Raw genomic sequence first — 22,975 nt, forward strand, 5'->3', positions numbered from 1 at the left:
ATGAAGAAAAGCCACCAAACGGTGGCTTTTCTTATTATGGGGCTATATCTAGCGAGTAGGTATCAAACCGTATCGCCTCCTTGCCAAGCCAATCATTCATCTCCTGTAATCGCTTTTGTAGTGGCATTAGCTCATTTCGGACGAATACACGGCTTGCCTTCTCCACATCCCCAAACCCCCCGACATTATTAGGCATAATCCCCATCATCTGAGGCGGTACGCGGTGCGCAGCCATCATGTCATCACGGCTGACGTTCTTGATGTTCAGAAATTCATCCTTCGCTGCGACTTCTGACAATGGGATAATCTGAAGTCCGTCTTTTTTACCATTAGGCGAGTACATAAACAGATTGCGGAAGTTACCCGGACCTTTGGCGCTTTTCATTGCGTTGCGGAGGTTGTTCACATCCTCCTGGTTCTGCGCAGCATCGGTCATGTACATGATGAAGCCTGCATGACTGCCGTTAATGTAATACCTGCGGCGGAACAGCGTGGCGGACTCGTTGAGCAGAGCTGACGGAATGGCAGAAAGATAACCGGGCAGGCCGTAGATCTCCTGGTTAATGTCCGGTTCCATCAGATGAAAAATGCTGCCTTTCGTGAACTGATACGGCTGGGTTGTCATACCGTATTGCACAAACCAGTAGGTATCCAGGTCTAACCCACGTCGGGTGTATTTCGCCAGGGCAGGTTCAAGGGCGATAACTTCACCGAAGCGGTTCGTACGTTTCTCCAGGTAGGCGTTACCAAATACCAGATAGTCTTGCACAAAACGTGAAAAAGCCTGCTGGCTGAGTAGCGGGTGAGGGATGTAGGTACTGGTCAGAATGTTGCATTTCACCGCAATTGGTGAACTGTGATGCACGGCAGCGCGGAAGGTGCGCGCCAGTCCGTCAAAGCTTACTGGCGGTTCATACCAGCGATCTGTCTGTACGCATTCCACATAGTCCAGCAGTTCACGGCGGTCCAGAACAGGAACGGGATCGCCAAAGCTGAATGTTTCGGCTGAAGTCTGGCTTTTATGCTGAATCTGGGTCGTCGACGCAGTGCGGCTCTTCTTACTCTTTCCCATTAAAAAATCTCCACAATATTGCTGGTATTGGCGGACTCGCCCTGCAGCGGTTCGTTAAAGAGTGCGTGCATTGTTGCCCAAGCCAGATCGGCATGGCTGGCTTCTTCGCTGCGGCTGGCTTCATAAGTCGGGCGGTTGCCGCTGGCGGTGGTGGCGCGGCGGATTGCCATGAATGACTGCGCAATGTCGGTGTGCCCGGCGTCAAACTCCAGACGGCGGTGGCTGATAATGTCGTAGGCCTTGAGTACCAGGGCGTTTTTAACGTTGGGGTTGTAGACAAACTCCCGGACGGCAGGAAAAAACGCTTTTACGTTCTCGTAAACCCCGTGACCGACGCCGGTTGAGTCGATACCGATGTATGTCACGTTGTACTGTTCAGTCAGTTTTTTGATGGCGTCAGCCTGGGCGCGGAAGTCCATCCCGCGCCACTGGTGACGCTCAAGAATGCGGAACTTACCGCCTGGCACGGCTGGCGGAGCCACCACCACGCATCCGGCGCTGTCGCCGTTCTGCGTACCTTTTGCCGGGTCATAACCGATCCACACTTCGCGCCAGCCAAACGGGCGCAGGGCCAGTGCATGAAAGTCAGTCCAGACTTCCCAGCTGTCCACCATGCACGCCTGCAGCTCGCTGAGCGGGAACACGGACGCGAGATCGTCCACGAACTCACACATCAGCAGGTTCTGGTATTCGTCCGGGCTGTACTCCATGCGTAGCTGGTCTAGGTCGAACAGGTTACAGCCGCCGCGCACCGCATCTTCCACGGTGACTATCTGGCGGTATTGCCCGTCTGCGCACAGCAGGCCGGGGGCCAGATTGCTGTGGGACAGGTCAATGTCCACCTTGTCGGCTTTGTTGCGTCCACGGTTGAACAGCGCACCGGACCAGAACGGATAAGCACTGTGTGTCAGGCTGGAAGGCGTGGAAAAATAGGTTTGTCGCCATTTTTTGTGAATAGCCATACCGGAAGCCACTTTGCGCAGCTCCTGGAATTTCGGTATCCAGAAATATTCATCCAGATACAGGTTGCCGTGATAACTCTGGGCAGTGCGGGCATTGGTGCCGAGGAAGTAAAGCGTGGCCCCGTTAGGAAGCACCATCGGATCGCCTTTCAGCTCCACCTCCACTTCTTTGGCGAAGTCGATGATGTACTGCTTAAAGACGTGGGCCTGTGCCTTGCTGGCGGAAAGAAAAATCTGGTTACGTCCGGTAAGCAGAGCGTCAATCAGGGCTTCACGGGCAAAGTAAAAGGTCGCGCCGATCTGGCGTGACTTCAGCAGGTTGCGGATGCGGTTGGTTTTTCCGGCTTCCCACCAGTGGCGCTGGTAGTTGAACATGGAGGAATGGAAGATTTCTTCCAGCTTCTCAATCTGTTCATCGGTGAAAACATTCTTTTCCGGCTGACGGCGCGGGCCTTTGTTGCGGTTGGCGACGTTTGGGTTTAAGTCGGCTTCGTTGCCGCCATTGTTAAACTTGCCGATCCGCGCGTGGCGCTCCGACTGGCGCGCCAGCAGGTCAATCTCTTTGAAATCTTTCCCTTCTTTGTGCTCCTTCATGATGAGCTGACAGTAGCGTGCGGCGGTGGTGAGCTGCATTTGATCCAGCGGCCCATAGTCACCCCACTTGTCGCGTTTTTTCCAGCTGTGAACGGTTGCAACTTTCTCGCCCAGCATTTCAGCAATGCGGGCTACGCGGTATCCCTGAAAGTACAGCAGCATGGCCTGCCGACGGGGATCGAGATCTGCGGGTGTCAGTGTGGTGTTCATGGCACAAACCTACAGCCTTGAATGAAGGCTTTCCCCGCCTGCGGTTTGTGTGGTTGTCGGTACAAATACCGCGCATTGTTTCACTGCCCCCATCACCGCAACCATAAGGCTCCAGTAAGTTTTTTCTAACGGAGCACGGCTCATGACAGTGAAAGCAAAGCGTTTTCGCATCGGGGTGGAAGGTGCCACCACCGACGGACGCGAAATCCAGCGTGAATGGCTGGAACAGATGGCAGCCAGCTACAACCCGGCGGTGTATACCGCGCTGATTAACCTTGAGCACATCAAGTCTTATCTGCCGGACAGCACCTTTAACCGCTACGGCAAGGTGACGGCGCTGTTTGCTGAAGAAATCACGGAAGGTCCGTTGGCAGGCAAGATGGCGCTGTATGCCGACGTTGAGCCAACGGAATCCCTGGTGGAACTGGTGAAAAAAGGCCAGAAATTATTCACCTCTATGGAAGTCAGCCCGAAGTTTGCTGATACGGGCAAAGCCTACCTGGTCGGCCTGGCTGCCACTGATGACCCTGCCAGTCTGGGCACTGAAATGCTGACATTCAGCGCCAGTGCAGCCCATAACCCACTGGCAAACCGCAAGCAGAATCCTGCCAATCTCTTTACCGCTGCAGAGGAAACGGTGATCGAACTGGAAGAAATCCAGGACGACAAACCGTCCCTGTTTGCCCGTGTCACGGCGCTGTTTACCAAAAAAGAGCAGTCCGATGACGCCCGGTTCTCTGATGTGCATAAGGCCGTGGAGCTGGTCGCCACTGAGCAGCAGAACCTGAGCGCACGCACCGAAAAATCCCTGTCTGAGCAGGAAGAACGCCTGTCTGAGCTGGAGACTGCCCTGCAGGCGCAGCAAACCGCCTTTAACGAACTGGTGGACAAGCTGAGTCATGAAGACAGCCGCCAGGACTACCGCCAGCGTGCAACAGGCGGTAACGCCCCCGCTGACACTCTGACCAATTGCTGATGGAGCACAAAACCCGATGAAGAAGAATACCCGCTTTGCTTTTAACGCTTACCTGCAGCAGCTGGCGTGTCTGAACGGTGTGGCAGTTGAAGAACTGTCCAGCAAGTTCACCGTGGAACCGTCTGTGCAGCAGACGCTGGAAGACCAGATCCAGCAGTCCGCCGCTTTCCTGACGCTGATTAACGTCACGCCAGTGACTGAGCAGTCCGGTCAGCTGCTGGGGCTGGGTGTTGGCAGCACCATTGCCGGAACCACTGACACCACCGCGAAAGAGCGTGAACCTGTCGATCCGACGCTGATGGTCGATGTGGAATATAAATGCGAGCAGACCAACTTTGACACGGTGCTGACCTACGCGAAGCTGGACCTGTGGGCGAAGTTTCAGGATTTCCAGGTGCGTATCCGTGACGCCATCGTGAAACGTCAGGCACTGGACCGCATCATGATCGGCTTTAACGGCGTGAAGCGTGCGAAAACCTCCAACCGTAGCGAAAACCCGCTGTTGCAGGATGTGAATAAAGGCTGGCTGCAGAAAATCCGTGAGGATGCACCGGATCACGTCATGGGCAGCACCACCACGGGCGGTGAAACCACACCGGGCGCGGTGAAAGTCGGCAAAGGTGGCGAATATGCCAACCTGGACGCCGTAGTGATGGATGCCGTTAATGAGCTTATCGACGTGGTCTACCAGGACGATGACGATCTGGTGGTGATTTGCGGTCGTGAACTGCTGTCTGACAAGTATTTCCCGCTGGTCAACAAAGAGCAGGAAAACAGTGAAAAACTGGCTGCCGATATGATCATCAGTCAGAAACGCATGGGTGGCCTGCAGGCCGTGCGTGCGCCGTTCTTCCCGCCGAATGCGCTGCTGATCACCCGTCTGGATAACCTGTCCATCTACTGGCAGGAAGACACCCGCCGCCGTTCAGTTATCGACAACCCGAAACGTGACCGGATTGAAAATTTTGAATCCGTTAACGAAGCCTATGTGGTTGAGGACTACCGCTGCGCTGCACTGGTGGAAAACATCCAGATTGGCGACTTCAGCGCCGCCGCAGCAGAAGCCGGAGCGTAACCCATGAGCCTGAGTCCCGCACGGCAGCATCGCCTGCGCGTTCAGGCTGAACAGGCCGCCCGCGAGGGCGGCAGCGTTCGCCACGCGTCGGGCTATGACCTGATGCTGCTGCAACTGGCGGAAGACCGCCGCCGTCTCAAGGGCGTTCAGTCCACGGTGAAAAAAGCGGAAATAAAGGTGGAGCTGCTGCCGAAATATGCCGCCTGGGCGGAGGGCGTCCTGGCTGCCGGAGGCGCTCAACAGGATGACGTGCTGATGTACGTGATGCTGTGGCGCATTGATGCCGGAGATTATGCCGGGGCGCTGGAGATCGGGCGTCATGCCCTGCGTCATGGCTGGGTGATGCCGCTGGGTAACCGCAACGTGCAGACCGTGCTGGCAGAGGAAATGGCAGATGCAGCGCAGAGCGCAATGCTTGCCGCCACCGGCTTTGATGCCGATCTGTTGCTGCAGACGCTGGAGCTGACAGACGGTCTGGATATGCCGGACCAGTCACGGGCGCGTCTGCATAAAGCGATTGGCGCTGTCCTGAGTGAAAGCAATCCGGCTTCCGCCCTTAATCATCTCAACCATGCGTTACAGCTCGATCCCCGCTGTGGCGTGAAAAAAGACAAACAGCAGCTGGAGCGCAGACTGCGCAATGACAGCCGCTGACAGAACGTGCCCCCGCGCACGGGCGGCACGGGGTGGCGAAAGGCACTGCCACATCAAAACCCCGTCCACCGCCCTCTATTTCAGGAGAAAGCAGCATGAAGTTTGTTGCGCCAGAACAGGCACCGGAACAGGCGGAAATCATCAGGAATACGCCGTTCTGGCCTGATGTGGACTTGTCGGAGTTTCGCAGTGTCATGCGCACTGACGGCACGGTGACGCAGCCGCGTTTAAAGCAGGTTGCGCTGTCGGCAATTTCGGAGGTCAACGCAGAGCTGTATGAGTTTCGCAGACGCCAGCAGATGCTGGGGTATGCCTCGCTGGCAGAGGTTCCGGCAGAACAGCTGGACGGCAAAAGTGAGCGTATTCAGCACTATTTCAACGCGGTTTACTGCTGGGCACGCGCCATGCTCAACGAACGTTACCAGGACTATGACGCCACGGCATCCGGTGTGAAGCGAGGCGAGGAACTGGCGGAAGCCAGCGGTGATTTGTGGCGTGACGCCCGCTGGGCCATCAGCCGGGTGCAGGACGCGCCGCACTGCACAGTGGAGCTTATCTGATGAAAGTGCGAGCGCATCAGTATGACACGGTGGATGCACTTTGCTGGCGTCATTACGGGCGCACGCAGGGTGTCACGGAGCAGGTACTGAAGGCAAATCCGGGGCTTGCCGAATACGGCCCCTTTTTACCTCACGGACTGCAGGTGGAGCTGCCGGACATTCCGACAACCACCACCGTGCAGACCGTCCAGCTATGGGACTGAATTATGACGCTTGAGCGAATCAGCGCCTTTATCACGTACTGCATCGCCGTTGTGCTGGCCTGGCTGGGCGATTTGTCCATCAAGGATGCCTCAACGCTGGGCGGCCTGATGATTGGTGTGCTGATGCTGGCTATCAACTGGTACTACAAACACAAAGCCTACCAGCTTCTGTGCGACGGGCAGATCTCGCGGGAGGACTATGAATCCATCAATCGTTAAACGCTGTCTTGTCGGGGCCGTGCTGGCTATTGCTGCCACGCTGCCGGGTTTTCAGCAGCTTCACACCTCCGTGGAGGGGGTGAAACTGATTGCCGATTACGAAGGCTGTCGTCTGCAGCCGTATCAGTGCAGCGCGGGTGTCTGGACCGACGGCATTGGTAATACATCAGGTGTCATTCCAGGAAAAACCATTACGGAACGACAGGCAGCGGAAGGGCTGATCTCCAACGTGCTACGTGTGGAGCGGGCGCTGGAAAGGTGTGTGAAGCAACAGCCGCCGCAAAAGGTGTATGACTCGGTGGTGTCGTTTGCCTTCAACGTGGGAACGGGCAATGCCTGCAGTTCCACGCTGGTGAAATTGCTCAACCAGCGGCGCTGGGCGGATGCGTGCCGACAGTTGCCGCGCTGGGTGTATGTAAAAGGTGTGTTTAATCAGGGGCTGGATAACCGCCGTGCGCGGGAGATGGCCTGGTGTTTACAGGGAGCAAACTGAAATGAAAAAGAAATTAATCAGCGGGCTGTTTCTGATGTTATGGATGGCGCTGTTAATCGCAGCAATGGTGTATCCGCAGGGGATTTTTCCGGTACTGGCAGCGTCCGGCGTTTGGGTAGCCTGTTTGCTGACATGGGCGGTAATTCCGGTAGCACTGGCTGCGTTAATTAAGAACGGCCCGCTCTGGCAGGAGTTGAGGGCATCTTTGCTGAAGAGCATTACCCGAAAAGAAAACGTATTTATCAGCTGGGTGATGCGATTGCTGATTGTCGTAAGTCTCGCCTGGACGGGGTGGGCTATTACCATGGTCTTTTATCTACTGACCGTTATTGCCTTCTGGATGACCCGTAATCGGATGGCGCAACAGGTATCAGCATGAACCGGTTGCTGCTGGTTGTGCTGGCGTTATTACTGGCGGCGCTGGGCTGGCAGACGTGGCGGCTGGCTGATGCCAGCCAGACCATCAGCACGCAGGCAGACGAGCTTCGGAGTAAAAGCCAGGCACTGGCAAAGAGCAACAGCCAGCTTATCAGCCTGTCCATTCTGACTGAAACCAATAACCGGGAGCAGGCGCGGCTCTATGCCGACGCAGAACAGACCAGCGCGCTGCTGAGACAACGACAACGCCGGATTGAGGAACTGAAACGTGAGAACGAGGATTTACGCCGCTGGGCTGATACTCCTTTGCCTGCTGACATTATCCGGCTGCGGGAACGTCCGGCACTCACCGGAGGTGCAGCTTACCGTCAGTGGTTGTCCGCGAGTGACGCCGTGTTGGCTGGGGCAGGCAGCGCCGCGCACTAACGGTGATCTGAACGCGTTGCTGGATGAAACGGAGGCCGCCTGGGCGGTCTGTGCAGACAAAGTGGACATGATTATTGCGTGTCAGGAGCGAAACAGTGAACAAACCACAATCCCTGCGCCACGCCCTCAATAAAGCGGTGCCTTATGTCCGCAATAACCCGGACAAACTGCATCTGTTTGTGGATAACGGTTCGCTGGTTGCCACGGGGGCCAGCTCCATGTCGTGGGAGTACCGTTACACCCTGAACGCGGTGATTGAGGATTTCAGCGGCGACCAGAATCTGCTGATGGCCCCGGTTTTGCTGTGGCTGAGGGATAACCAGCCCGATGCCATCAATAACCCGGCGTTACGGGAAAAACTATTCACCTTTGAGGTGGATATTCTGCGCAACGATGTCTGTGATATCAGCCTGAACCTGCAACTGACGGAGCGTGTGCTGGTCAGCACTGACGGCAGTGTGTCGAGCGTTGAAGCTATAGCGGAACCTGATGAACCTGAAGAAATGTGGACGGTGAAACGTGGCTGAACTGCAGAAAGTGGACGACTGGCTGAGTGCCTTGCTGGCGAATCTGGAGCCAGCCGCCAGAAGCCGCATGATGCGCCAGCTGGCGCAGGAACTGCGCCGGGCACAGCAGCAGAACATCAGGATGCAACGCAATCCTGATGGCAGCAGCTATGAACCGAGGCGAGTAACAGCACGCAGTAAAAAAGGCCGCATCAAACGGCAGATGTTTACAAAACTTCGCACCAAAAAATACCTGAAAATCGCCGCCAGCACGGATTCTGCCAGCGTGCAGTTTGAAGGTAAGGTGCAGCGTATTGCCCGCGTTCACCATTACGGACTTCGTGACCGAGTCAGCAAGAAGGGGCCTGAAGTAAATTATACTCAACGCCAACTACTAGGGGTCAACGAAAGCTCTCAGTTATTAGTTCGAGATGCATTGTTGCGTTTATTAACTTTTTAAATATCATCATTTAATTTCTATTCATTATTTTTTAGTTTTTTGGATAAAAAGAATAGTCCAGCGATACATATGATCAATAGCACTACAGAAATAGAATTGTGAACTGTCCATTTGTCTGGGTCTATTACTGAAAGCATGAGTAGTATTACTGAAGCTATACCGAGCATTATAGGTTCTACTGCTTCATCAGGTCCTTTTGTTATAAGCATAAATGCAAGTTGAAAACCACATGATACTGCGAGTGCTTTAGCAACATAACTTAGGGTTTTGATTTGTCGTATGTGGGCGAAGAATGGCTGTGATGATATATCGATTGGCCAGAATGTATCCGCTAGTTCAACTGTACCCTTGAATAAAAGGAACCCTGTTAAGCCGATAAATATAAGACGTTGACAAAAAAATTGAATTCTATCTGCAGATTTTTCAGTTTCGGTTTTTTTTCGTCTTCAGGAGTTTTGAGTTCTTCCACCTTATATTTGAAAATATTCTTAATGTCTTTTTTAAACTGATTGCTTCCAAAGAACGCAATTGCAATGGCTGCGATTAATAAGGATGTTATTACGGATGTAGGCGTCATAACGAGCTAATTTGTGTGGTCGATTGTACATGCTGTTCAGATTACATCAGAATTTTAGTCATGACATCATTTTCTATATGAATAGACAACTAACCGAGATCATGCGCCTTATCACCAACCTGATCCGCACTGGTGTAGTCACCGAAGTGGACCGGGAAAACTGGCTTTGCCGGGTGAAAACAGGCGACTTAGAAACTAACTGGATCAACTGGCTGACGCTGCGTGCCGGGAATGCCCGCACATGGTGGCGACCATCGGAAGGTGAGCAGGTGGTGCTGCTGAGTCTGGGCGGCAATCTGGAGACCGCCTTTGCGCTGCCCGCTGTCTATTCGAATCAGTTCGCACCACCGTCGACGTCGGCGGACGCCTGCGTGACAGAACATCCTGACGGCGGCTGGTTTGAATACGAACCCGCCACCGGGCGCTGGTATGTCAGGGGCATCAAATCCATGGTCATTGAGGCTGCCGACAACATCACCCTGAAAACCAGTGAGTTTGTGCTGGAGGCTGACCGCACGCGTATTAACAGCGAAGTGGTGATCAATGGTGGCGTTACCCAGGGCGGCGGTGCAATGAGTTCTAACGGGATCGTGGTTGATGCGCATCAGCATACTGGCGTTCTGAAAGGCGGTGACACCACCGGAGGCCCGGTATGACGCTTTATAGCGGGATGAACAATACCAGCGGTAAAGCCATTACTGATATTGACCATCTGCGCCAGTCGGTGCGGGACATTCTGCTGACGCCGCAGGGTAGCCGCATTGCTCGCCGTGAATATGGTTCCCTGCTGTCGGCACTGATAGACCAGCCACAAAATCCGGCGTTACGCCTGCAGGTCATGTCGGCAGTGTATGTGGCGCTGAGTCGCTGGGAGCCACGGATGACGCTGGATTCCATCACTATCAACAGCCATTTTGACGGTTCAATGATGGTGGAGCTGACCGGGCGACGTAATAACGGTGTGCCTGTTTCCCTTTCCGTATCAACAGGAGCAGAGAATGGCAGTGATTGACCTTTCGCAGTTGCCTGCGCCGCAGATTGTCGATGTGCCAGACTTTGAGACGCTGCTTGCCGAACGCAAGGCAGAATTTGTGGCGCTTCATCCGAAAGATGAGCAGGAAGCAGTGATCCGCACGCTGGAACTGGAATCTGAACCCGTCACCAAATTGTTGCAGGAGAACGCTTACCGTGAGTTGCTTCTGCGCCAGCGTATTAACGAAGCCGCGCAGGCGGTGATGGTGGCTTATGCGATGGGCGGCGATCTTGACCAGCTCGCTGCCAACTACAACGTGAAACGCCTGACGGTGACGCCTGCTGATAATGACGCTGTGCCACCCGTTGCGGCTGTGATGGAAAGCGATGAAGCGTTACGCCTGCGTGTGCCCGCAGCCTTTGAAGGGCTTTCTGTTGCGGGGCCAACTGCCGCTTATGAATTTCATGCCCGAAGCGCCGACGGTCGGGTGGCGGATGCCAGTGCAACCAGTCCGGCACCTGCAGAGGTGGTGCTGACAGTCCTTAGCCGCGAAGGCGACGGAACAGCAGAAAAAGACCTGCTGGATGTGGTGGAGAAAGCACTGAACAGTGAGAATGTCCGCCCGGTGGCTGACCGTCTGACGGTTCGCAGCGCGGAGATCATCCCGTATCGCGTGGAAGCCACCATTTTTCTCTATCCGGGACCGGAAGCAGAGCCGGTAATGGCAGCGGCAAAAGCCAGCCTGCAGAAATACATCGCCAGTCAGACGCGGCTTGGTCGGGATATTCGCCGTAGCGCCATCTTTGCCGCCCTGCATGTTGAGGGTGTGCAGCGTGTGGAGCTGGCTTCGCCGCTGGCGGATGTGGTTTTGAACAAAACGCAGGCGGCATCATGTACGGAGTGGAGCGTGACCAACGGGGGAACGGATGAATAGTCTGCTGCCATCGGGGTCAACTTCACTGGAGCGCCGACTGGCGCAAACGTGCAGCGGGATTTCTGATCTGCAGGTGCCGCTGCGTGACTTGTGGAATCCGGCTACCTGCCCGGTCAGCTTCCTGCCTTATCTCGCCTGGGCGTTCTCTGTGGATCGCTGGGACGAGGACTGGACGGAAAGCGTCAAACGCCAGGTGGTGAAGGATGCTTTTTATATTCATCAGCACAAAGGAACCACCAGTGCCGTGCGGCGGGTGGTGGAACCGTTCGGATTCCTGATCCGCATTATTGAGTGGTGGCAGACCGGAGAAACACCGGGCACGTTTCGTCTGGATATCGGCGTGCAGGACCAGGGCATCACTGAAGATACCTATCTGGAACTTGAGCGACTGATAAGCGATGCCAAACCATGTAGCCGTCACATGGTCGGCATGTCCATCAACCTGCAGACCAGCGGCCCGCATTGGGTGGGAGCCGCCAGCTATCTTGGCGAAGAAATCACGATCTATCCGTATATCAACGAAACAATTATTTCCGGCGGCACCGCGCATGAAGGCGGGGCGGTCCATGTTATTGACACAATGAGAGTGAATCCATGAGCACAAAATTTTATACCCTGCTGACGGATATTGGCGCGGCGAAACTTGCCAGCGCCGCCGCGCTCGGTGTGCCTGTAAAAATTACCCATATGGCGGTCGGCGATGGCGGCGGAACATTGCCAGCGCCGGACGCAAAGCAGACGGCACTGGTAAATGAGAAACGCCGGGCTGCGCTGAATATGCTCTATATCGACCCGCAGAACAGCAGCCAGATTATTGCTGAACAGGTGATCCCTGAAAACGAGGGCGGTTGGTGGATACGTGAAGTGGGCCTGTTTGATGAGTTCGGGGCATTGATTGCCGTGGGCAACTGCCCGGAAAGCTATAAGCCGCAACTGGCTGAAGGCAGCGGGCGTACCCAGACCGTGCGTATGGTGCTGATAACCAGCAGCACGGACAATATCACCCTGAAAATCGACCCTGCTGTAGTGCTGGCAACCCGCAAGTATGTGAATGATAAGGTACTGGAGCTGAAGGTGTACGTGGATGACCTGATGGCAAAACATCTTGCCGCACAGGACCCACATTCACAGTATGCACCCAAAGAAAGTCCGACGTTTACCGGAACACCCAAAGCGCCAACGCCAGCGGCGGGGAATAATACTACGCAGGTTGCGACCACCGCGTTTGTACAGGCGGCACTGCTCACCCTGATTGACGGTGCACCAGCCACGCTGGACACGCTGAAAGAAATTGCAGCTGCTATTAATAATGACCCGAAATTCAGTACCACCATTAACAATGCGCTGGCACTCAAAGCACCGCTGTCGAGTCCGGCACTCACCGGAACGCCAACAGCACCTACTGCGGCACAGTCGGTCAACAATACACAGATTGCCACCACGGCATTTGTGAAATCGGTGATTGCAGCAATGGTAGGCTCTGCACCTGCGGCACTGGATACGCTGAACGAACTGGCGGCGGCACTGGGGAATGACCCGAATTTTGCCACGACAATGCTTAATGCGCTGTCAGGTAAACAACCGCTGGACAATACGCTGACTAATTTGAGTGGAAAGGATGTTGCTGGTCTTCTCGCATTCCTGGGTTTGAAAAACGCCGCACAACGCGACGTTGGGACTGGCACAAATCAAATTCCTGACATGAACGCTTTTAGCTCTGGCTCTGGCTGGCAGAAATTACCTGGAGGCAGGATTCTGCAGTGGCGGGGAATAGACAATGGCCCTGGGGATATTACAAGCCCGCTACCCATTCCATTTCCAAATCGCGCAATAGGATGGGCAATTACGTCCGATTATGTACCAGGGTCAGGCGGAGTTGGCACAATAGCCGGGACGTGTACTGCAACGAATATCATTTCACGAAATACAAATGTGAGCACTGGTGGTAGCGCTATCGTAGTGGGGGAATAGGTATGAGAACGTATCGCTATGACGCAATAACAAACGCATTTTATCCGTATGAGCTACAGAATGAGTATGAACAAGCAGGGATGTGGCCGGAGTCGGGCCATGATGTGAATGAAGATATTTTTCAGCAATTCATCAACCCTCCCGCAGGTAAGGTGCGTGTTGCCGGGAATGACGGAATGCCAGCATGGGGGGATATTCCGCCACCGGCTCATGATGAACTCGTTGCGGTAGCAGATGTGAAAAAAGCAGCACTATTGGCAGAAGCGTCAGTCGTTATCGCCCCGCTGGCTGATGCGCAGGCGGGCGGTTATATCGATGACGCTGACGTGCCGCGACTGGCAGCATGGCAGAAATATCGCTATGCACTGACGAAAGTGGATACATCAACTGCGCCGGATATCACCTGGCCGCTGCAACCAGTGTAGAAATCTTTAGTGTAAATCGTCAAAGATGCTGGCGACTTGATGATCGATGACGGTATCAGTGATGATAATTTACAGGTTGTACGGGAATAATACATGACAATTTGAATGGGGTATAATAGATAAATAATACATCATTATACCCCATTTTCGCTATTATCTATTGGCAAAAATATTCTTAATGCCTTTATATTTGCCTACCTCCTAATAAAATGTGTGAGGTGTATTTGTTGGTTTTCAATAACCTTGCTACAATTATGCAGGTGGTTACAATAAGGAAAACAAATGAAGGGGTTATGATGAGGTTATATATGAGTGGATTTTCGCATAGGTTATTAATGTTCACGTATGCCTCTATTCTGTAAAAAATAAACGACGAGATTATATAGATGGGAAAGGTGTAAGTACCGACAAAGGATGTGGCTCGTATAAATAAATTGTTTTTCGTTGATAAAAATGTATAAGCATATATAAGCGATATGCTTCCGGCGAAGCCAATGAAGTAGCGAAATATAATAATGAATGATTGATGCCAGAAATCAACATTCTCATATGTCATTTTAGATATGTAAATATAATACTCTCTATTCCATAGGAGAAGCATGCCAATCCATGTTAATACGGATAACACACCAATTTTGTGCCTATTTCTAGAGGCAAAATCTAAAATGCGATGGGCGGATATACCAGCGATAAAATAAGGGGCCATAAATTTAATTTTGTCCATATTCCAATCATCTCCATATGCAAGGGATATACTAAATATCAGTAAATAAAGCACCACAGAATATTGTTTGCTTATTGAGTGACAAATAGTATAAACAATAGATACTGCAAAGAGTGCAGAAAGGAACCAGAAGGCGTAGATGGCTCCATATCTAATATTTATTAAATTTATATCTCTTCCCACAAAAATGGATTCAGCAATGAACCATGCAATGGATGGGATTATTAACTGCATGAATTTTCTTTTGATAATTGATGATGGTTTTCTCTTGAGAGAAAAATAGAAAAGATAGCCGCTAAGCAGCATAAAAAATGGCATGTGGAAGCTGTAAATGGTAATAAATAATGGGTTGTCAAAAAAATTTAAACTATCTTTTTTTACAAACTGAATTGAATGGCCCCACACGACAAAAATTATAGCTAATCCTTTCATTGAGTCTATAATGGAATTTCGAGTGCTGGGTGTCTCTGTTATAATAAGATGTGGTTCGTTTTTCATTTAATTTGTCAACTTTAGATTGAGTGGTATAAGAATTGCAACTAAACACTCGTGAGCTAATATTTACATATATTATCAATGATCATTAATTCAATCAATTAGGAATTGCTTTATTGTATGTAACAGATTCTCATTTTGGGGTAGATGCTACTATTGCTGTCATCACACCATAAATTAAGTCCATTCATATTAGATATCTTGGGTTGTTCCGGGAAGTACACGGCCACTATCAGTAAATGTGTGGTAAGAGCTTCACCAGTCGAACGTTTTTGAAAATACAGAGATAATGGCCAACAGGCATCATCCCCGGTTTTTATTTAGGGGGATGCTCATGCTTATTGGCTATGTACGTGTATCAACAAATGACCAGAACACTGATTTGCAACGCAATGCGCTGAACTGCGCGGGATGTGCGCGGATTTTTGAGGATAAAATCAGTGGCACTAAGTCCGACAGGCCGGGACTGGCTGCAGCTCGCGCCAAAGGCAGAGTAGGTGGACGCCGTCCTAAGTTGACCACCGAACAGTGGGCACAGATTGGACGTTTACTCGAGGCCGGAGAATCAAGACAGCGTATTGCACTGATTTTTGATGTGGGTGTTTCCACCATTTATAGAAAATTTCCGGCAAATAAGAGCAATTAATCTCCCTGAATCAGCATTATTTTGATTATCCCTGCAAGCAGACAAATACCGTCATTTTGTGTGAATAACGGTACAACTGCGCTTAGCTGTTTGTCAGGCACAATCACTTCAACATAGGGCGAAGCCTAATCCAATCAGGAGGTTCGCCGCTATGGCTCAGGATTACCACCACGGAGTGCGCGTTGTTGAAGTCAACGAAGGCACCCGATCCATTACCACGGTGAGCACCGCCATCGTGGGTATGGTCTGCACGGGCGATGATGCCGATGCAAAAATGTTTCCTCTTAATAAACCCGTGCTGATCACTGATGTGCTGACTGCCAGCGGTAAAGCGGGTGAGTCCGGCACGCTGGCTCGTTCGCTGGATGCCATCGCTGACCAGGCAAAACCCGTGACCGTTGTTGTGCGTGTGCCCCAGGGGGAAACGGAAGAAGAAACCACAACCAATATCATCGGCGCAGTGACCGCCGAGGGTAAAAAAACAGGCATGAAAGCCCTGTTATCTGCTCAGTCACAGCTCGGCGTTAAACCGCGCATTCTCGGCGTGCCAGGTCAAGATAACAAAGCCGTTGCGACTGAGCTGCTGAGTGTGGCGCAAAGCCTGCGTGGGTTTGCCTACCTGTCAGCATATGGCTGCAAGACGGTGCAGGAGGCGATCACTTACCGTGAAAACTTCAGCCAGCGTGAAGGGATGCTGATCTGGCCGGATTTTATCAGCTGGGACACGGTGCTGAATGCCGAAGCAACGGCATACGCCACCGCGCGTGCGCTTGGCCTGCGCGCCAAAATTGACGAGCAGACCGGATGGCACAAAAGCCTGTCCAACGTGGGCGTGAACGGTGTCACCGGAATTTCTGCTGATGTGTTCTGGGATCTGCAGGACCCGGCAACCGATGCAGGTCTGCTTAACCAGAACGACGTCACCACCCTTATCCGCAAGGACGGTTTCCGCTTCTGGGGTTCCCGCTGTCTGAGTGATGATCCGCTCTTTGCCTTCGAAAACTACACCCGCACGGCGCAGGTGCTGATGGACACAATGGCAGAAGCGCACATGTGGGCGGTGGATAAACCGCTGAATCCGTCACTGGCCCGCGACATTATCGAGGGTATCCGTGCCAAAATGCGCAGCCTGGTCAGTCAGGGCTATCTCATTGGTGGTGATTGCTGGCTGGACGAGTCGGTGAACGATAAAGACACGCTGAAAGCCGGGAAGCTCACCATCGACTACGACTACACGCCAGTGCCGCCACTTGAAAATCTGATGCTGCGCCAGCGCATCACCGATCAGTACCTGGTGAATTTCGCCAGCCAGGTCAGCGCGTAAGGGGACAACATGGCTTTACCACGCAAATTAAAACACCTGAACCTGTTTAACGACGGGAACAACTGGCAGGGGATCGTTGAGTCGCTGACGCTGCCGAAATTCACCCGCAAATATGAGAAGTATCGCGGCGGCGGAATGCCGGGTGCAGTGGATGTGGATCTGGGACTGGATGACAGTGCGCTGGACACAGAATTTTCCATTGGTGGTACTGAACTGCTGCTGTTTAAACAGATGGGCAAAGCCACGGTGGATGGCATCCAGCTGCGCTTTACCGGCTCTATCCAGCGTGACGATACCGGGGAAGTGCAGGCCGTAGAGCTTGTGGTGCGCGGACGTCACAAAGAAGTGGATTCCGGTGAGTGGAAGACGGGCGAAAGCAACACCACCAAAGTGACCAGTACCAACAGCTACGCGAAGCTGACTATCAATGGTGAGGTGCTCTATGAAGTGGACCTTATCAACATGGTGGAAATTGTGGACGGTGTGGACCTGATGGAAGCGCACCGCAACGCCCTTGGCCTCTGATGTATCTGAACGGCGCGGAATGCCGCGCCAGAACCCAATTTACAGGACAGCAAAATGAGCGATAAGCAGACTGAAAAGACCATTCAACTGGACACCCCCATCATGCGCGGTAAAACAGAAATTACCGAAATTGTGCTGCGTAAACCGCAGTCCGGTGCGCTGCGCGGTACACGCCTGCAGGCCATTATGGATATGGATGTGAACGCGATGATGACCGTGATCCCCCGCATTTCCAGTCCGGCACTGACTGCACAGGAAATTGCAGAGATGGACCCGGCAGACCTCACTGCTATGTCGGTTGAGGTTGTCACTTTTTTGTTGAAGAAGTCGGTGCTTGCCGGTTTACCGACAGCCTGACGGTTGACGATCTGGTGGCAGATATCGCCACCATTTTCCACTGGCCGCCATCCGTTACTGACGTTATGCCGCTGACCGAAGTGCTGGAATGGCGGTATAAAGCGATTCAGAGAAGCGGGGCCAACGATGAGTAATAATAACCTGCGCCTGCAGGTCATTCTTAATGCGGTTGACAAACTCACCCGCCCATTCCGTGCTGCACAGGCCAGTTCGAAAGAGCTGGCTTGCGCAATCAGAAACTCCCGTGACGCATTAAAGCAACTCAATCAGGCGGGTAACAGCCTGGAAAAATTTCGCAAGCTGCAGGCCGATAACAAGAAGTTAGGCGACAGGCTGAACTATGCCAGACAGAAGGCTAATTTGCTTAGCTCTGAGCTGGAGGCGATGGAACAACCATCACAACGGCACCTTGTGGCTTTAGGTCGGCAAACGCTGGCAGTCCAACGCCTGGAAGAACAACAAAAATATTTGCAGAAGCAAACGGCGCTTGTGCGTGCAGAACTGTACCGGGCGGGAATTTCTGCGAAAGATGATGCGGGAGCAACTGCCCGTTTAGCCCGTGAAACATCACGTTATAACCAGGAATTGTCGAAACAGGAGGCGCGCCTGAAGCGACTGGGGGAAGCTCAGCGCAGGATGAATGCGGCGCGTGCCAGTTATGCCCGTTCGCTGGAGGTGCGTGATCGTATTGCAGGTGCCGGAGCCACCACCACGGCTGCAGGGCTGGCAATGGGCGCACCAGTGATGGCGGCAGTAAAAAGCTATACCAGTATGGAAGATGCCATGAAAGGTGTGGCAAAGCAGGTCAATGGTCTGCGTGACGATAATGGCAATCGCACTGCGCGTTTTTATGAAATGCAGGATGCCATCAAGGCTGCCAGCGAACAGTTACCGATGGAAAATGGTGCGGTGGACTTCGCCGCACTGGTTGAAGGTGGTGCGCGCATGAACGTCGCAAACCCTGACGACAGCTGGGAAGACCAGAAACGTGACCTTTTGGCCTTTGCCAGCACGGCAGCAAAGGCGGCAACAGCTTTTGAGCTGCCAGCGGATGAACTGTCAGAAAGTCTGGGGAAAATCGCCCAGCTCTACAAAATCCCTACCCGCAATATTGAACAGCTCGGTGATGCGCTGAACTATCTGGATGATAACGCCATGTCGAAAGGGGCAGACATCATTGATGTCATGCAACGCCTGGGCGGTGTGGCTGATCGTCTGGATTATCGTAAAGCGGCGGCGCTGGGTTCCACCTTTCTGACACTGGGCGCTGCGCCAGAGGTTGCAGCCAGTGCAGCAAACGCGATGGTGCGTGAATTGTCCATTGCCACCATGCAAAGCAAGAGTTTCTTTGAAGGGATGAATCTGCTGAAACTCAATCCTGAAGTGATTGAAAAGCAGATGACGAAGGATGCGATGGGAACTATCCAGCGCGTACTGGAGAAGGTGAACGCACTACCGCAGGATAAACGTCTGTCTGCCATGACCATGTTGTTTGGTAAAGAGTTTGGCGATGACGCGGCGAAACTGGCAAACAACCTGCCGGAACTGCAGCGCCAGCTAAAACTGACAGCGGGCAATGATGCGCTCGGTTCCATGCAGAAAGAATCCGACATCAACAAAGACTCACTTTCTGCTCAGTGGTTGCTGGTCAAAACCGGAGCGCAGAACACCTTCAGCAGCCTGGGCGAAACGCTGCGCCAGCCGCTGATGGATATTCTGTACACGGTGAAAAGCATCACGGGGGCGTTGCGCCGCTGGGTGGAAGCTAACCCGGAACTGACAGGCACACTGATGAAAGTAGCGGCTGTTGTGGCTGCGGTTACCGTAGGCCTCGGCACCTTGGCTGTGGCGCTGGCTGCAGTGCTGGGGCCGCTGGCAGTCATCCGTCTGGGATTCTCTGTGCTGGGCATCAAAACGTTACCTTCCGTTACGGCAGCAGTAACACGAACCAGCAGCGCGTTGTCCTGGTTAGCTGGCGCTCCACTGGCACTGCTGCGACGCGGGCTTGCTTCATCGGGTAACGCAGCGGGTTTACTTACTGCGCCGTTGTCGTCTTTGCGCCGTACGGCATCACTGACGGGAAATGTCCTGAAAACTGTAGCAGGTGCGCCGGTTGCACTTTTGCGGTCTGGATTATCCGGTTTACGTGCGGTTGCTGTGATGTTTATGAATCCTCTGGCGGTACTGCGCGGTGGACTGGTCGCCGCAGGCACGGTGCTGCGAGTACTGGCATCTGGTCCACTGGCGATGCTGCGCGTTGCCCTGTATGCCATATCTGGTCTGTTAGGTGCTCTGCTCAGTCCGATAGGTCTAGTGGTTACTGCACTGGCAGGCGTGGCGCTGGTTGTCTGGAAATACTGGCAACCCATCACCGCATTTCTCGGTGGCGTGGTGGAGGGATTCAAAGCGGCGGCAGGTCCCATCAGTGCTGCATTCGAACCACTTAAGCCTGTGTTTCAGTGGATTGGCGACAGAGTACAGGCGCTGTGGGGCTGGTTTACTGATCTGCTGACGCCTGTTAAGTCGACCTCTGCCGAACTGCAGAGCGCAGCGGCAATGGGGCGACGATTCGGGGAGGCACTGGCGGAAGGGCTGAATATGGTTATGCATCCGCTGGACTCCCTCAAATCCGGCGTATCCTGGTTGCTGGAAAAACTCGGCATTGTCAGTAAAGAGGCCGCAAAGGCAAAACTGCCGGAAAGCGTGACGCATCAGCAACCTGCGACGGTGAATGCAGACGGTAAAGTGATGATGACATCGGGTGGTTTTCCGTCATGGGGATATGGCTTTGCGGGGATGTATGACAGCGGCGGGTATATCCCGCGCGGGCAGTTCGGCATTGTCGGTGAAAACGGGCCTGAAATTGTCAACGGCCCGGCAAACGTGACCAGCCGGAGAAATACAGCTGCACTGGCTGCGGTTGTCGCCGGAATGATGGGCGTTGCTGCCGCGCCTGCAGAGCTTCCACCGTTGCATCCTTTGGCACTTCCCGCGAAAGGCGGCGGAGCGATGGTGAGTCGTGCAGCCACTGTGCCGCCCGTTCAACGGATTGAGGCACCGACGCAGATCATCATTCAGACGCAGCCAGGACAAAGTGCGCAGGATATTGCGCGGGAGGTGGCACGCCAGCTTGATGAACGTGAACGCAGGCTGAAGGCAAAAGCCAGGAGTAACTACAGCGATCAAGGGGGATACGACGCATGATGATGGTGCTTGGATTGTACGTGTTTATGCTGCGCACCGTGCCGTATCAGGAACTGCAGTATCAACGCAGCTGGCGACATGCGGCTAACAGCCGGGTAAATCGTCGTCCGTCCACGCAGTTTCTGGGACCGGACAACGACATGCTGACGCTTTCTGGTGTTCTTATGCCGGAGATAACAGGCGGCAGGCTGTCGTTGCTGGCACTGGAGCAGATGGCAGAACAGGGGAAAGCATGGCCCCTGATTGAAGGCAGCGGCACGATTTACGGCATGTATGTGATTGAGGGACTGAATCAGACTAAAACGGAGTTTTTCCGCGACGGTATGCCGCGCCGGATTGAGTTCACCCTGTCGCTCAAACGGGTGGATGAATCCCTGTCCGATATGTTCGGTGATCTTAGTGCGCAACTGAATAATCTGCAGGACATGGCAACGTCTGCCTTAAGCGATATCAGTAAAACGGTGGGAGGGCTGCTGTCGTGAATTTCAGCTCTGAACTGCTTAACAAAGGTAACAAAACTCCCGCATTCAGCATCAGTATTGAGGGCAGGGATATCACCACAGTGCTGGATAACCGCCTGATGAGTCTGGCGCTGACGGACAATCGGGGCTTTGAAGCAGACCAGCTTGATCTGGAGCTGGACGACGCTGACGGAAAAATCGTGCTGCCGCGCCGTGGTGCGGTCATTACGCTGGCGCTGGGCTGGAAGGGGCAGCCGCTTTTCCCGAAAGGGGCATTCACGGTGGACGAGATTGAACACACTGGCGCACCGGACCGCCTGACTATCCGGGCGCGAAGTGCTGATTTTCGTGAAACCCTGAATACCCGCCGTGAAAAATCGTGGCACAAGACCACCGTTGGGGAAGTGGTGAAGGAAATAGCTGCGCGGCACAAACTGAAGATGGCATTGGGTGAAGACCTGTCGGATAAACCCGTGGAGCATATAGACCAGACCAATGAGAGTGACGGCAGTTTTCTGATGCGGCTGGCGCGCCAGTACGGTGCTATTGCGTCGGTGAAAAATGGCAATCTGTTATTCATCCGGCAGGGACAGGGTAAAAGCGCCAGCGGTAAACCACTGCCGGTGATCACTATCACACGGAAGGACGGCGACAGTCACCGCTTTACCCTGGCAGATCGCGGAGCCTACACGGGCGTAATTGCCAGCTGGTTGCATACCCGCGAACCTGCGAAGAAAGAAAGCACCACGGTGAAGCGTAAGCGCAGGACTAAGAAGCAGAAGAAAGAGCCGGAAGCGAAGCAGGGCGATTACCTGGTGGGTACGGATGAAAACGTGCTGGTACTTAATCGCACTTATGCCAACCGGAGCAACGCTGAACGGGCAGCGAAAATGCAGTGGGAACGCCTGCAACGCGGCGTTGCGTCATTCTCGCTACAACTGGCGGAAGGGCGGGCAGATCTCTACACGGAAATGCCAGTGAAAGTCAGTGGCTTTAAACAGCCGATAGATGATGCGGAATGGACCATTACGACTCTGACGCATACCGTCAGCCCGGATAACGGTTTTACGACCAGTCTGGAGCTTGAAGTGAAGATTGATGATTTCGAAATGGAGTGATTCTTCGCAATGGAGAACTTTTAAGTTTTCAAAATGGAATAATGCGGTATCATTATTGTGAATTTAGCAAAAATGGGGAGAGCTCGAAAAATGATGATTTGCCCACTGTGTGGAAGTGCCGCCCATACTCGCAGCAGTTTTCAGGTATCTTCATTGACCAAAGAGCGTTACAACCAGTGCCAGAACATTAACTGCAGCCATACTTTTGTTACCCATGAAACTTTTGTTCGTTCGATTGCAACGCCAAAAGAGTCAAATCCGGTTCAGCCGCATCCAATGAAATCAGGACAGATGGCGCTCTCTCTTTGACGCTGCCGCCATTTTGTCGCCATCGTTAAAAAACAGTGCTTCTAACATCATGATTTTAAACGGCATAAATTTCAGGCAACAAAAAACCCATCAACCTTGAACCAAAATGGCGGGGTTGATGGGCTCCACAAAATGGGGACATCA

The 22,975-nt window shown here is 53.2% G+C and carries 30 protein-coding genes; 27 read left to right on the plus strand and 3 right to left on the minus strand.

What is annotated here, in order from left to right; all coding sequences use genetic code 11:
• Positions 1 to 34 precede the first annotated feature (34 nt).
• Both AACS80_RS00915 and AACS80_RS00920 read right to left on the minus strand, forming a co-directional pair.
• Entirely contained in the window at positions 35 to 1,072 is a 1,038-nt protein-coding gene (locus tag AACS80_RS00915) for a phage portal protein (RefSeq protein ID WP_138183619.1), read from the minus strand.
• Positions 1,072 to 2,838 carry a terminase ATPase subunit family protein gene (locus AACS80_RS00920; RefSeq protein WP_001098431.1) on the minus strand — a complete coding sequence of 589 codons (1,767 nt, stop codon included), beginning with the start codon at positions 2,836 to 2,838 and terminating at the stop codon, positions 1,072 to 1,074. Before AACS80_RS00920 ends, AACS80_RS00915 begins: the two co-directional genes overlap by 1 nt.
• A gap of 142 nt (positions 2,839 to 2,980) precedes the next feature.
• On the opposite strand from AACS80_RS00920, the gene AACS80_RS00925 reads away from it, so the two are divergent.
• From AACS80_RS00925 to AACS80_RS01010, 18 genes are all read left to right on the plus strand, one after another.
• The gene (locus tag AACS80_RS00925; protein ID WP_000216237.1) at positions 2,981 to 3,814 is read left to right on the plus strand and encodes a GPO family capsid scaffolding protein; all 834 of its coding nucleotides are present in this window, start codon (positions 2,981 to 2,983) and stop codon (positions 3,812 to 3,814) included.
• A gap of 16 nt (positions 3,815 to 3,830) precedes the next feature.
• Positions 3,831 to 4,889 carry a phage major capsid protein, P2 family gene (locus tag AACS80_RS00930; protein ID WP_135409754.1) on the plus strand — a complete coding sequence of 353 codons (1,059 nt, stop codon included), beginning with the start codon at positions 3,831 to 3,833 and terminating at the stop codon, positions 4,887 to 4,889.
• Between the two features lie 3 nt (positions 4,890 to 4,892).
• On the plus strand, positions 4,893 to 5,543 hold the full coding sequence (locus tag AACS80_RS00935) for a phage terminase small subunit (RefSeq protein WP_000059191.1): 651 nt from the start codon (positions 4,893 to 4,895) through the stop codon (positions 5,541 to 5,543).
• A 95-nt stretch (positions 5,544 to 5,638) separates the two neighbouring features.
• Complete coding sequence (locus AACS80_RS00940) at positions 5,639 to 6,103, plus strand: head completion/stabilization protein (protein WP_000673523.1); 465 nt, start codon at positions 5,639 to 5,641, stop codon at positions 6,101 to 6,103.
• A complete protein-coding gene (locus AACS80_RS00945) occupies positions 6,103 to 6,306 on the plus strand; it encodes a tail protein X (RefSeq protein ID WP_000868175.1) in 204 nt (67 codons plus the stop codon). The genes AACS80_RS00940 and AACS80_RS00945 overlap by 1 nt, the downstream gene beginning before the upstream one ends.
• A 3-nt stretch (positions 6,307 to 6,309) precedes the next feature.
• Positions 6,310 to 6,525, plus strand: coding sequence for an HP1 family phage holin (locus tag AACS80_RS00950; protein WP_086518804.1), 216 nt, complete (start codon positions 6,310 to 6,312; stop codon positions 6,523 to 6,525).
• Positions 6,506 to 7,018: a lysozyme gene (locus AACS80_RS00955; RefSeq protein WP_135409755.1), complete on the plus strand. Its 513-nt coding sequence runs from the start codon at positions 6,506 to 6,508 to the stop codon at positions 7,016 to 7,018. The genes AACS80_RS00950 and AACS80_RS00955 overlap by 20 nt, the downstream gene beginning before the upstream one ends.
• Position 7,019: 1 nt before the next feature.
• Positions 7,020 to 7,397 carry a DNZ54_00345 family protein gene (locus AACS80_RS00960; protein ID WP_135409756.1) on the plus strand — a complete coding sequence of 126 codons (378 nt, stop codon included), beginning with the start codon at positions 7,020 to 7,022 and terminating at the stop codon, positions 7,395 to 7,397.
• On the plus strand, positions 7,394 to 7,822 hold the full coding sequence (gene lysB, locus AACS80_RS00965; protein ID WP_135409757.1) for an Rz-like lysis system protein LysB: 429 nt from the start codon (positions 7,394 to 7,396) through the stop codon (positions 7,820 to 7,822). Before AACS80_RS00960 ends, lysB begins: the two co-directional genes overlap by 4 nt.
• On the plus strand, positions 7,707 to 7,955 hold the full coding sequence (gene lysC, locus AACS80_RS00970; RefSeq protein ID WP_240727097.1) for an Rz1-like lysis system protein LysC: 249 nt from the start codon (positions 7,707 to 7,709) through the stop codon (positions 7,953 to 7,955). Before lysB ends, lysC begins: the two co-directional genes overlap by 116 nt.
• The gene (locus AACS80_RS00975; RefSeq protein ID WP_001039936.1) at positions 7,918 to 8,349 is read left to right on the plus strand and encodes a phage tail protein; all 432 of its coding nucleotides are present in this window, start codon (positions 7,918 to 7,920) and stop codon (positions 8,347 to 8,349) included. The genes lysC and AACS80_RS00975 overlap by 38 nt, the downstream gene beginning before the upstream one ends.
• Positions 8,342 to 8,788, plus strand: a complete 447-nt coding sequence (locus tag AACS80_RS00980) for a phage virion morphogenesis protein (protein WP_138183620.1) — start codon at positions 8,342 to 8,344, stop codon at positions 8,786 to 8,788. The genes AACS80_RS00975 and AACS80_RS00980 overlap by 8 nt, the downstream gene beginning before the upstream one ends.
• Before the next feature lie 654 nt (positions 8,789 to 9,442).
• Positions 9,443 to 10,021 carry a phage baseplate assembly protein V gene (locus AACS80_RS00985; RefSeq protein ID WP_135409759.1) on the plus strand — a complete coding sequence of 193 codons (579 nt, stop codon included), beginning with the start codon at positions 9,443 to 9,445 and terminating at the stop codon, positions 10,019 to 10,021.
• Complete coding sequence (locus AACS80_RS00990) at positions 10,018 to 10,377, plus strand: GPW/gp25 family protein (protein WP_135409760.1); 360 nt, start codon at positions 10,018 to 10,020, stop codon at positions 10,375 to 10,377. The genes AACS80_RS00985 and AACS80_RS00990 overlap by 4 nt, the downstream gene beginning before the upstream one ends.
• Entirely contained in the window at positions 10,364 to 11,272 is a 909-nt protein-coding gene (locus tag AACS80_RS00995) for a baseplate assembly protein (protein ID WP_001518817.1), read from the plus strand. The genes AACS80_RS00990 and AACS80_RS00995 overlap by 14 nt, the downstream gene beginning before the upstream one ends.
• On the plus strand, positions 11,265 to 11,870 hold the full coding sequence (locus tag AACS80_RS01000) for a phage tail protein I (protein WP_135409761.1): 606 nt from the start codon (positions 11,265 to 11,267) through the stop codon (positions 11,868 to 11,870). Before AACS80_RS00995 ends, AACS80_RS01000 begins: the two co-directional genes overlap by 8 nt.
• Complete coding sequence (locus tag AACS80_RS01005; protein ID WP_240730904.1) at positions 11,867 to 13,243, plus strand: phage tail protein; 1,377 nt, start codon at positions 11,867 to 11,869, stop codon at positions 13,241 to 13,243. The genes AACS80_RS01000 and AACS80_RS01005 overlap by 4 nt, the downstream gene beginning before the upstream one ends.
• A gap of 2 nt (positions 13,244 to 13,245) precedes the next feature.
• Positions 13,246 to 13,668, plus strand: coding sequence for a tail fiber assembly protein (locus AACS80_RS01010; RefSeq protein ID WP_106901664.1), 423 nt, complete (start codon positions 13,246 to 13,248; stop codon positions 13,666 to 13,668).
• A gap of 184 nt (positions 13,669 to 13,852) precedes the next feature.
• Here the strand turns inward: AACS80_RS01010 and AACS80_RS01015 are convergent, their stop codons facing one another.
• Complete coding sequence (locus AACS80_RS01015) at positions 13,853 to 14,890, minus strand: acyltransferase family protein (protein WP_138183621.1); 1,038 nt, start codon at positions 14,888 to 14,890, stop codon at positions 13,853 to 13,855.
• A gap of 331 nt (positions 14,891 to 15,221) precedes the next feature.
• Here AACS80_RS01015 and AACS80_RS01020 point away from each other — a divergent pair, with 331 nt between their 5' ends.
• The 9 genes from AACS80_RS01020 to AACS80_RS01060 all read left to right on the plus strand — a co-directional run bounded on the left by AACS80_RS01020 (position 15,222) and on the right by AACS80_RS01060 (position 22,831).
• Positions 15,222 to 15,533 carry a recombinase family protein gene (locus AACS80_RS01020; RefSeq protein ID WP_135409764.1) on the plus strand — a complete coding sequence of 104 codons (312 nt, stop codon included), beginning with the start codon at positions 15,222 to 15,224 and terminating at the stop codon, positions 15,531 to 15,533.
• A gap of 151 nt (positions 15,534 to 15,684) precedes the next feature.
• Positions 15,685 to 16,857 carry a phage tail sheath protein gene (locus AACS80_RS01025; RefSeq protein WP_135409765.1) on the plus strand — a complete coding sequence of 391 codons (1,173 nt, stop codon included), beginning with the start codon at positions 15,685 to 15,687 and terminating at the stop codon, positions 16,855 to 16,857.
• A 9-nt stretch (positions 16,858 to 16,866) separates the two neighbouring features.
• A complete protein-coding gene (locus tag AACS80_RS01030) occupies positions 16,867 to 17,382 on the plus strand; it encodes a phage major tail tube protein (protein ID WP_001207660.1) in 516 nt (171 codons plus the stop codon).
• Positions 17,383 to 17,436: 54 nt separating this feature from the next.
• Complete coding sequence (locus AACS80_RS01035) at positions 17,437 to 17,739, plus strand: phage tail assembly protein (RefSeq protein WP_001281016.1); 303 nt, start codon at positions 17,437 to 17,439, stop codon at positions 17,737 to 17,739.
• 14 nt (positions 17,740 to 17,753) lie between these two features.
• Positions 17,754 to 17,873 carry a GpE family phage tail protein gene (locus AACS80_RS01040; protein ID WP_000763311.1) on the plus strand — a complete coding sequence of 40 codons (120 nt, stop codon included), beginning with the start codon at positions 17,754 to 17,756 and terminating at the stop codon, positions 17,871 to 17,873.
• Entirely contained in the window at positions 17,866 to 20,943 is a 3,078-nt protein-coding gene (locus AACS80_RS01045; protein WP_135409766.1) for a phage tail tape measure protein, read from the plus strand. The genes AACS80_RS01040 and AACS80_RS01045 overlap by 8 nt, the downstream gene beginning before the upstream one ends.
• Positions 20,940 to 21,425, plus strand: a complete 486-nt coding sequence (locus AACS80_RS01050; RefSeq protein ID WP_000980389.1) for a phage tail protein — start codon at positions 20,940 to 20,942, stop codon at positions 21,423 to 21,425. The genes AACS80_RS01045 and AACS80_RS01050 overlap by 4 nt, the downstream gene beginning before the upstream one ends.
• Positions 21,422 to 22,522 (plus strand): phage late control D family protein, encoded by a 1,101-nt coding sequence (locus AACS80_RS01055; RefSeq protein WP_135409767.1) that lies wholly within the window; start codon positions 21,422 to 21,424, stop codon positions 22,520 to 22,522. The genes AACS80_RS01050 and AACS80_RS01055 overlap by 4 nt, the downstream gene beginning before the upstream one ends.
• Positions 22,523 to 22,612: 90 nt before the next feature.
• Positions 22,613 to 22,831 (plus strand): ogr/Delta-like zinc finger family protein, encoded by a 219-nt coding sequence (locus tag AACS80_RS01060; RefSeq protein WP_135409783.1) that lies wholly within the window; start codon positions 22,613 to 22,615, stop codon positions 22,829 to 22,831.
• The last annotated feature ends 144 nt before the right edge of the window (positions 22,832 to 22,975 follow it).

This window comes from Escherichia sp. E4385 (genome assembly GCF_963883145.1).
Classification (GTDB): domain Bacteria; phylum Pseudomonadota; class Gammaproteobacteria; order Enterobacterales; family Enterobacteriaceae; genus Escherichia.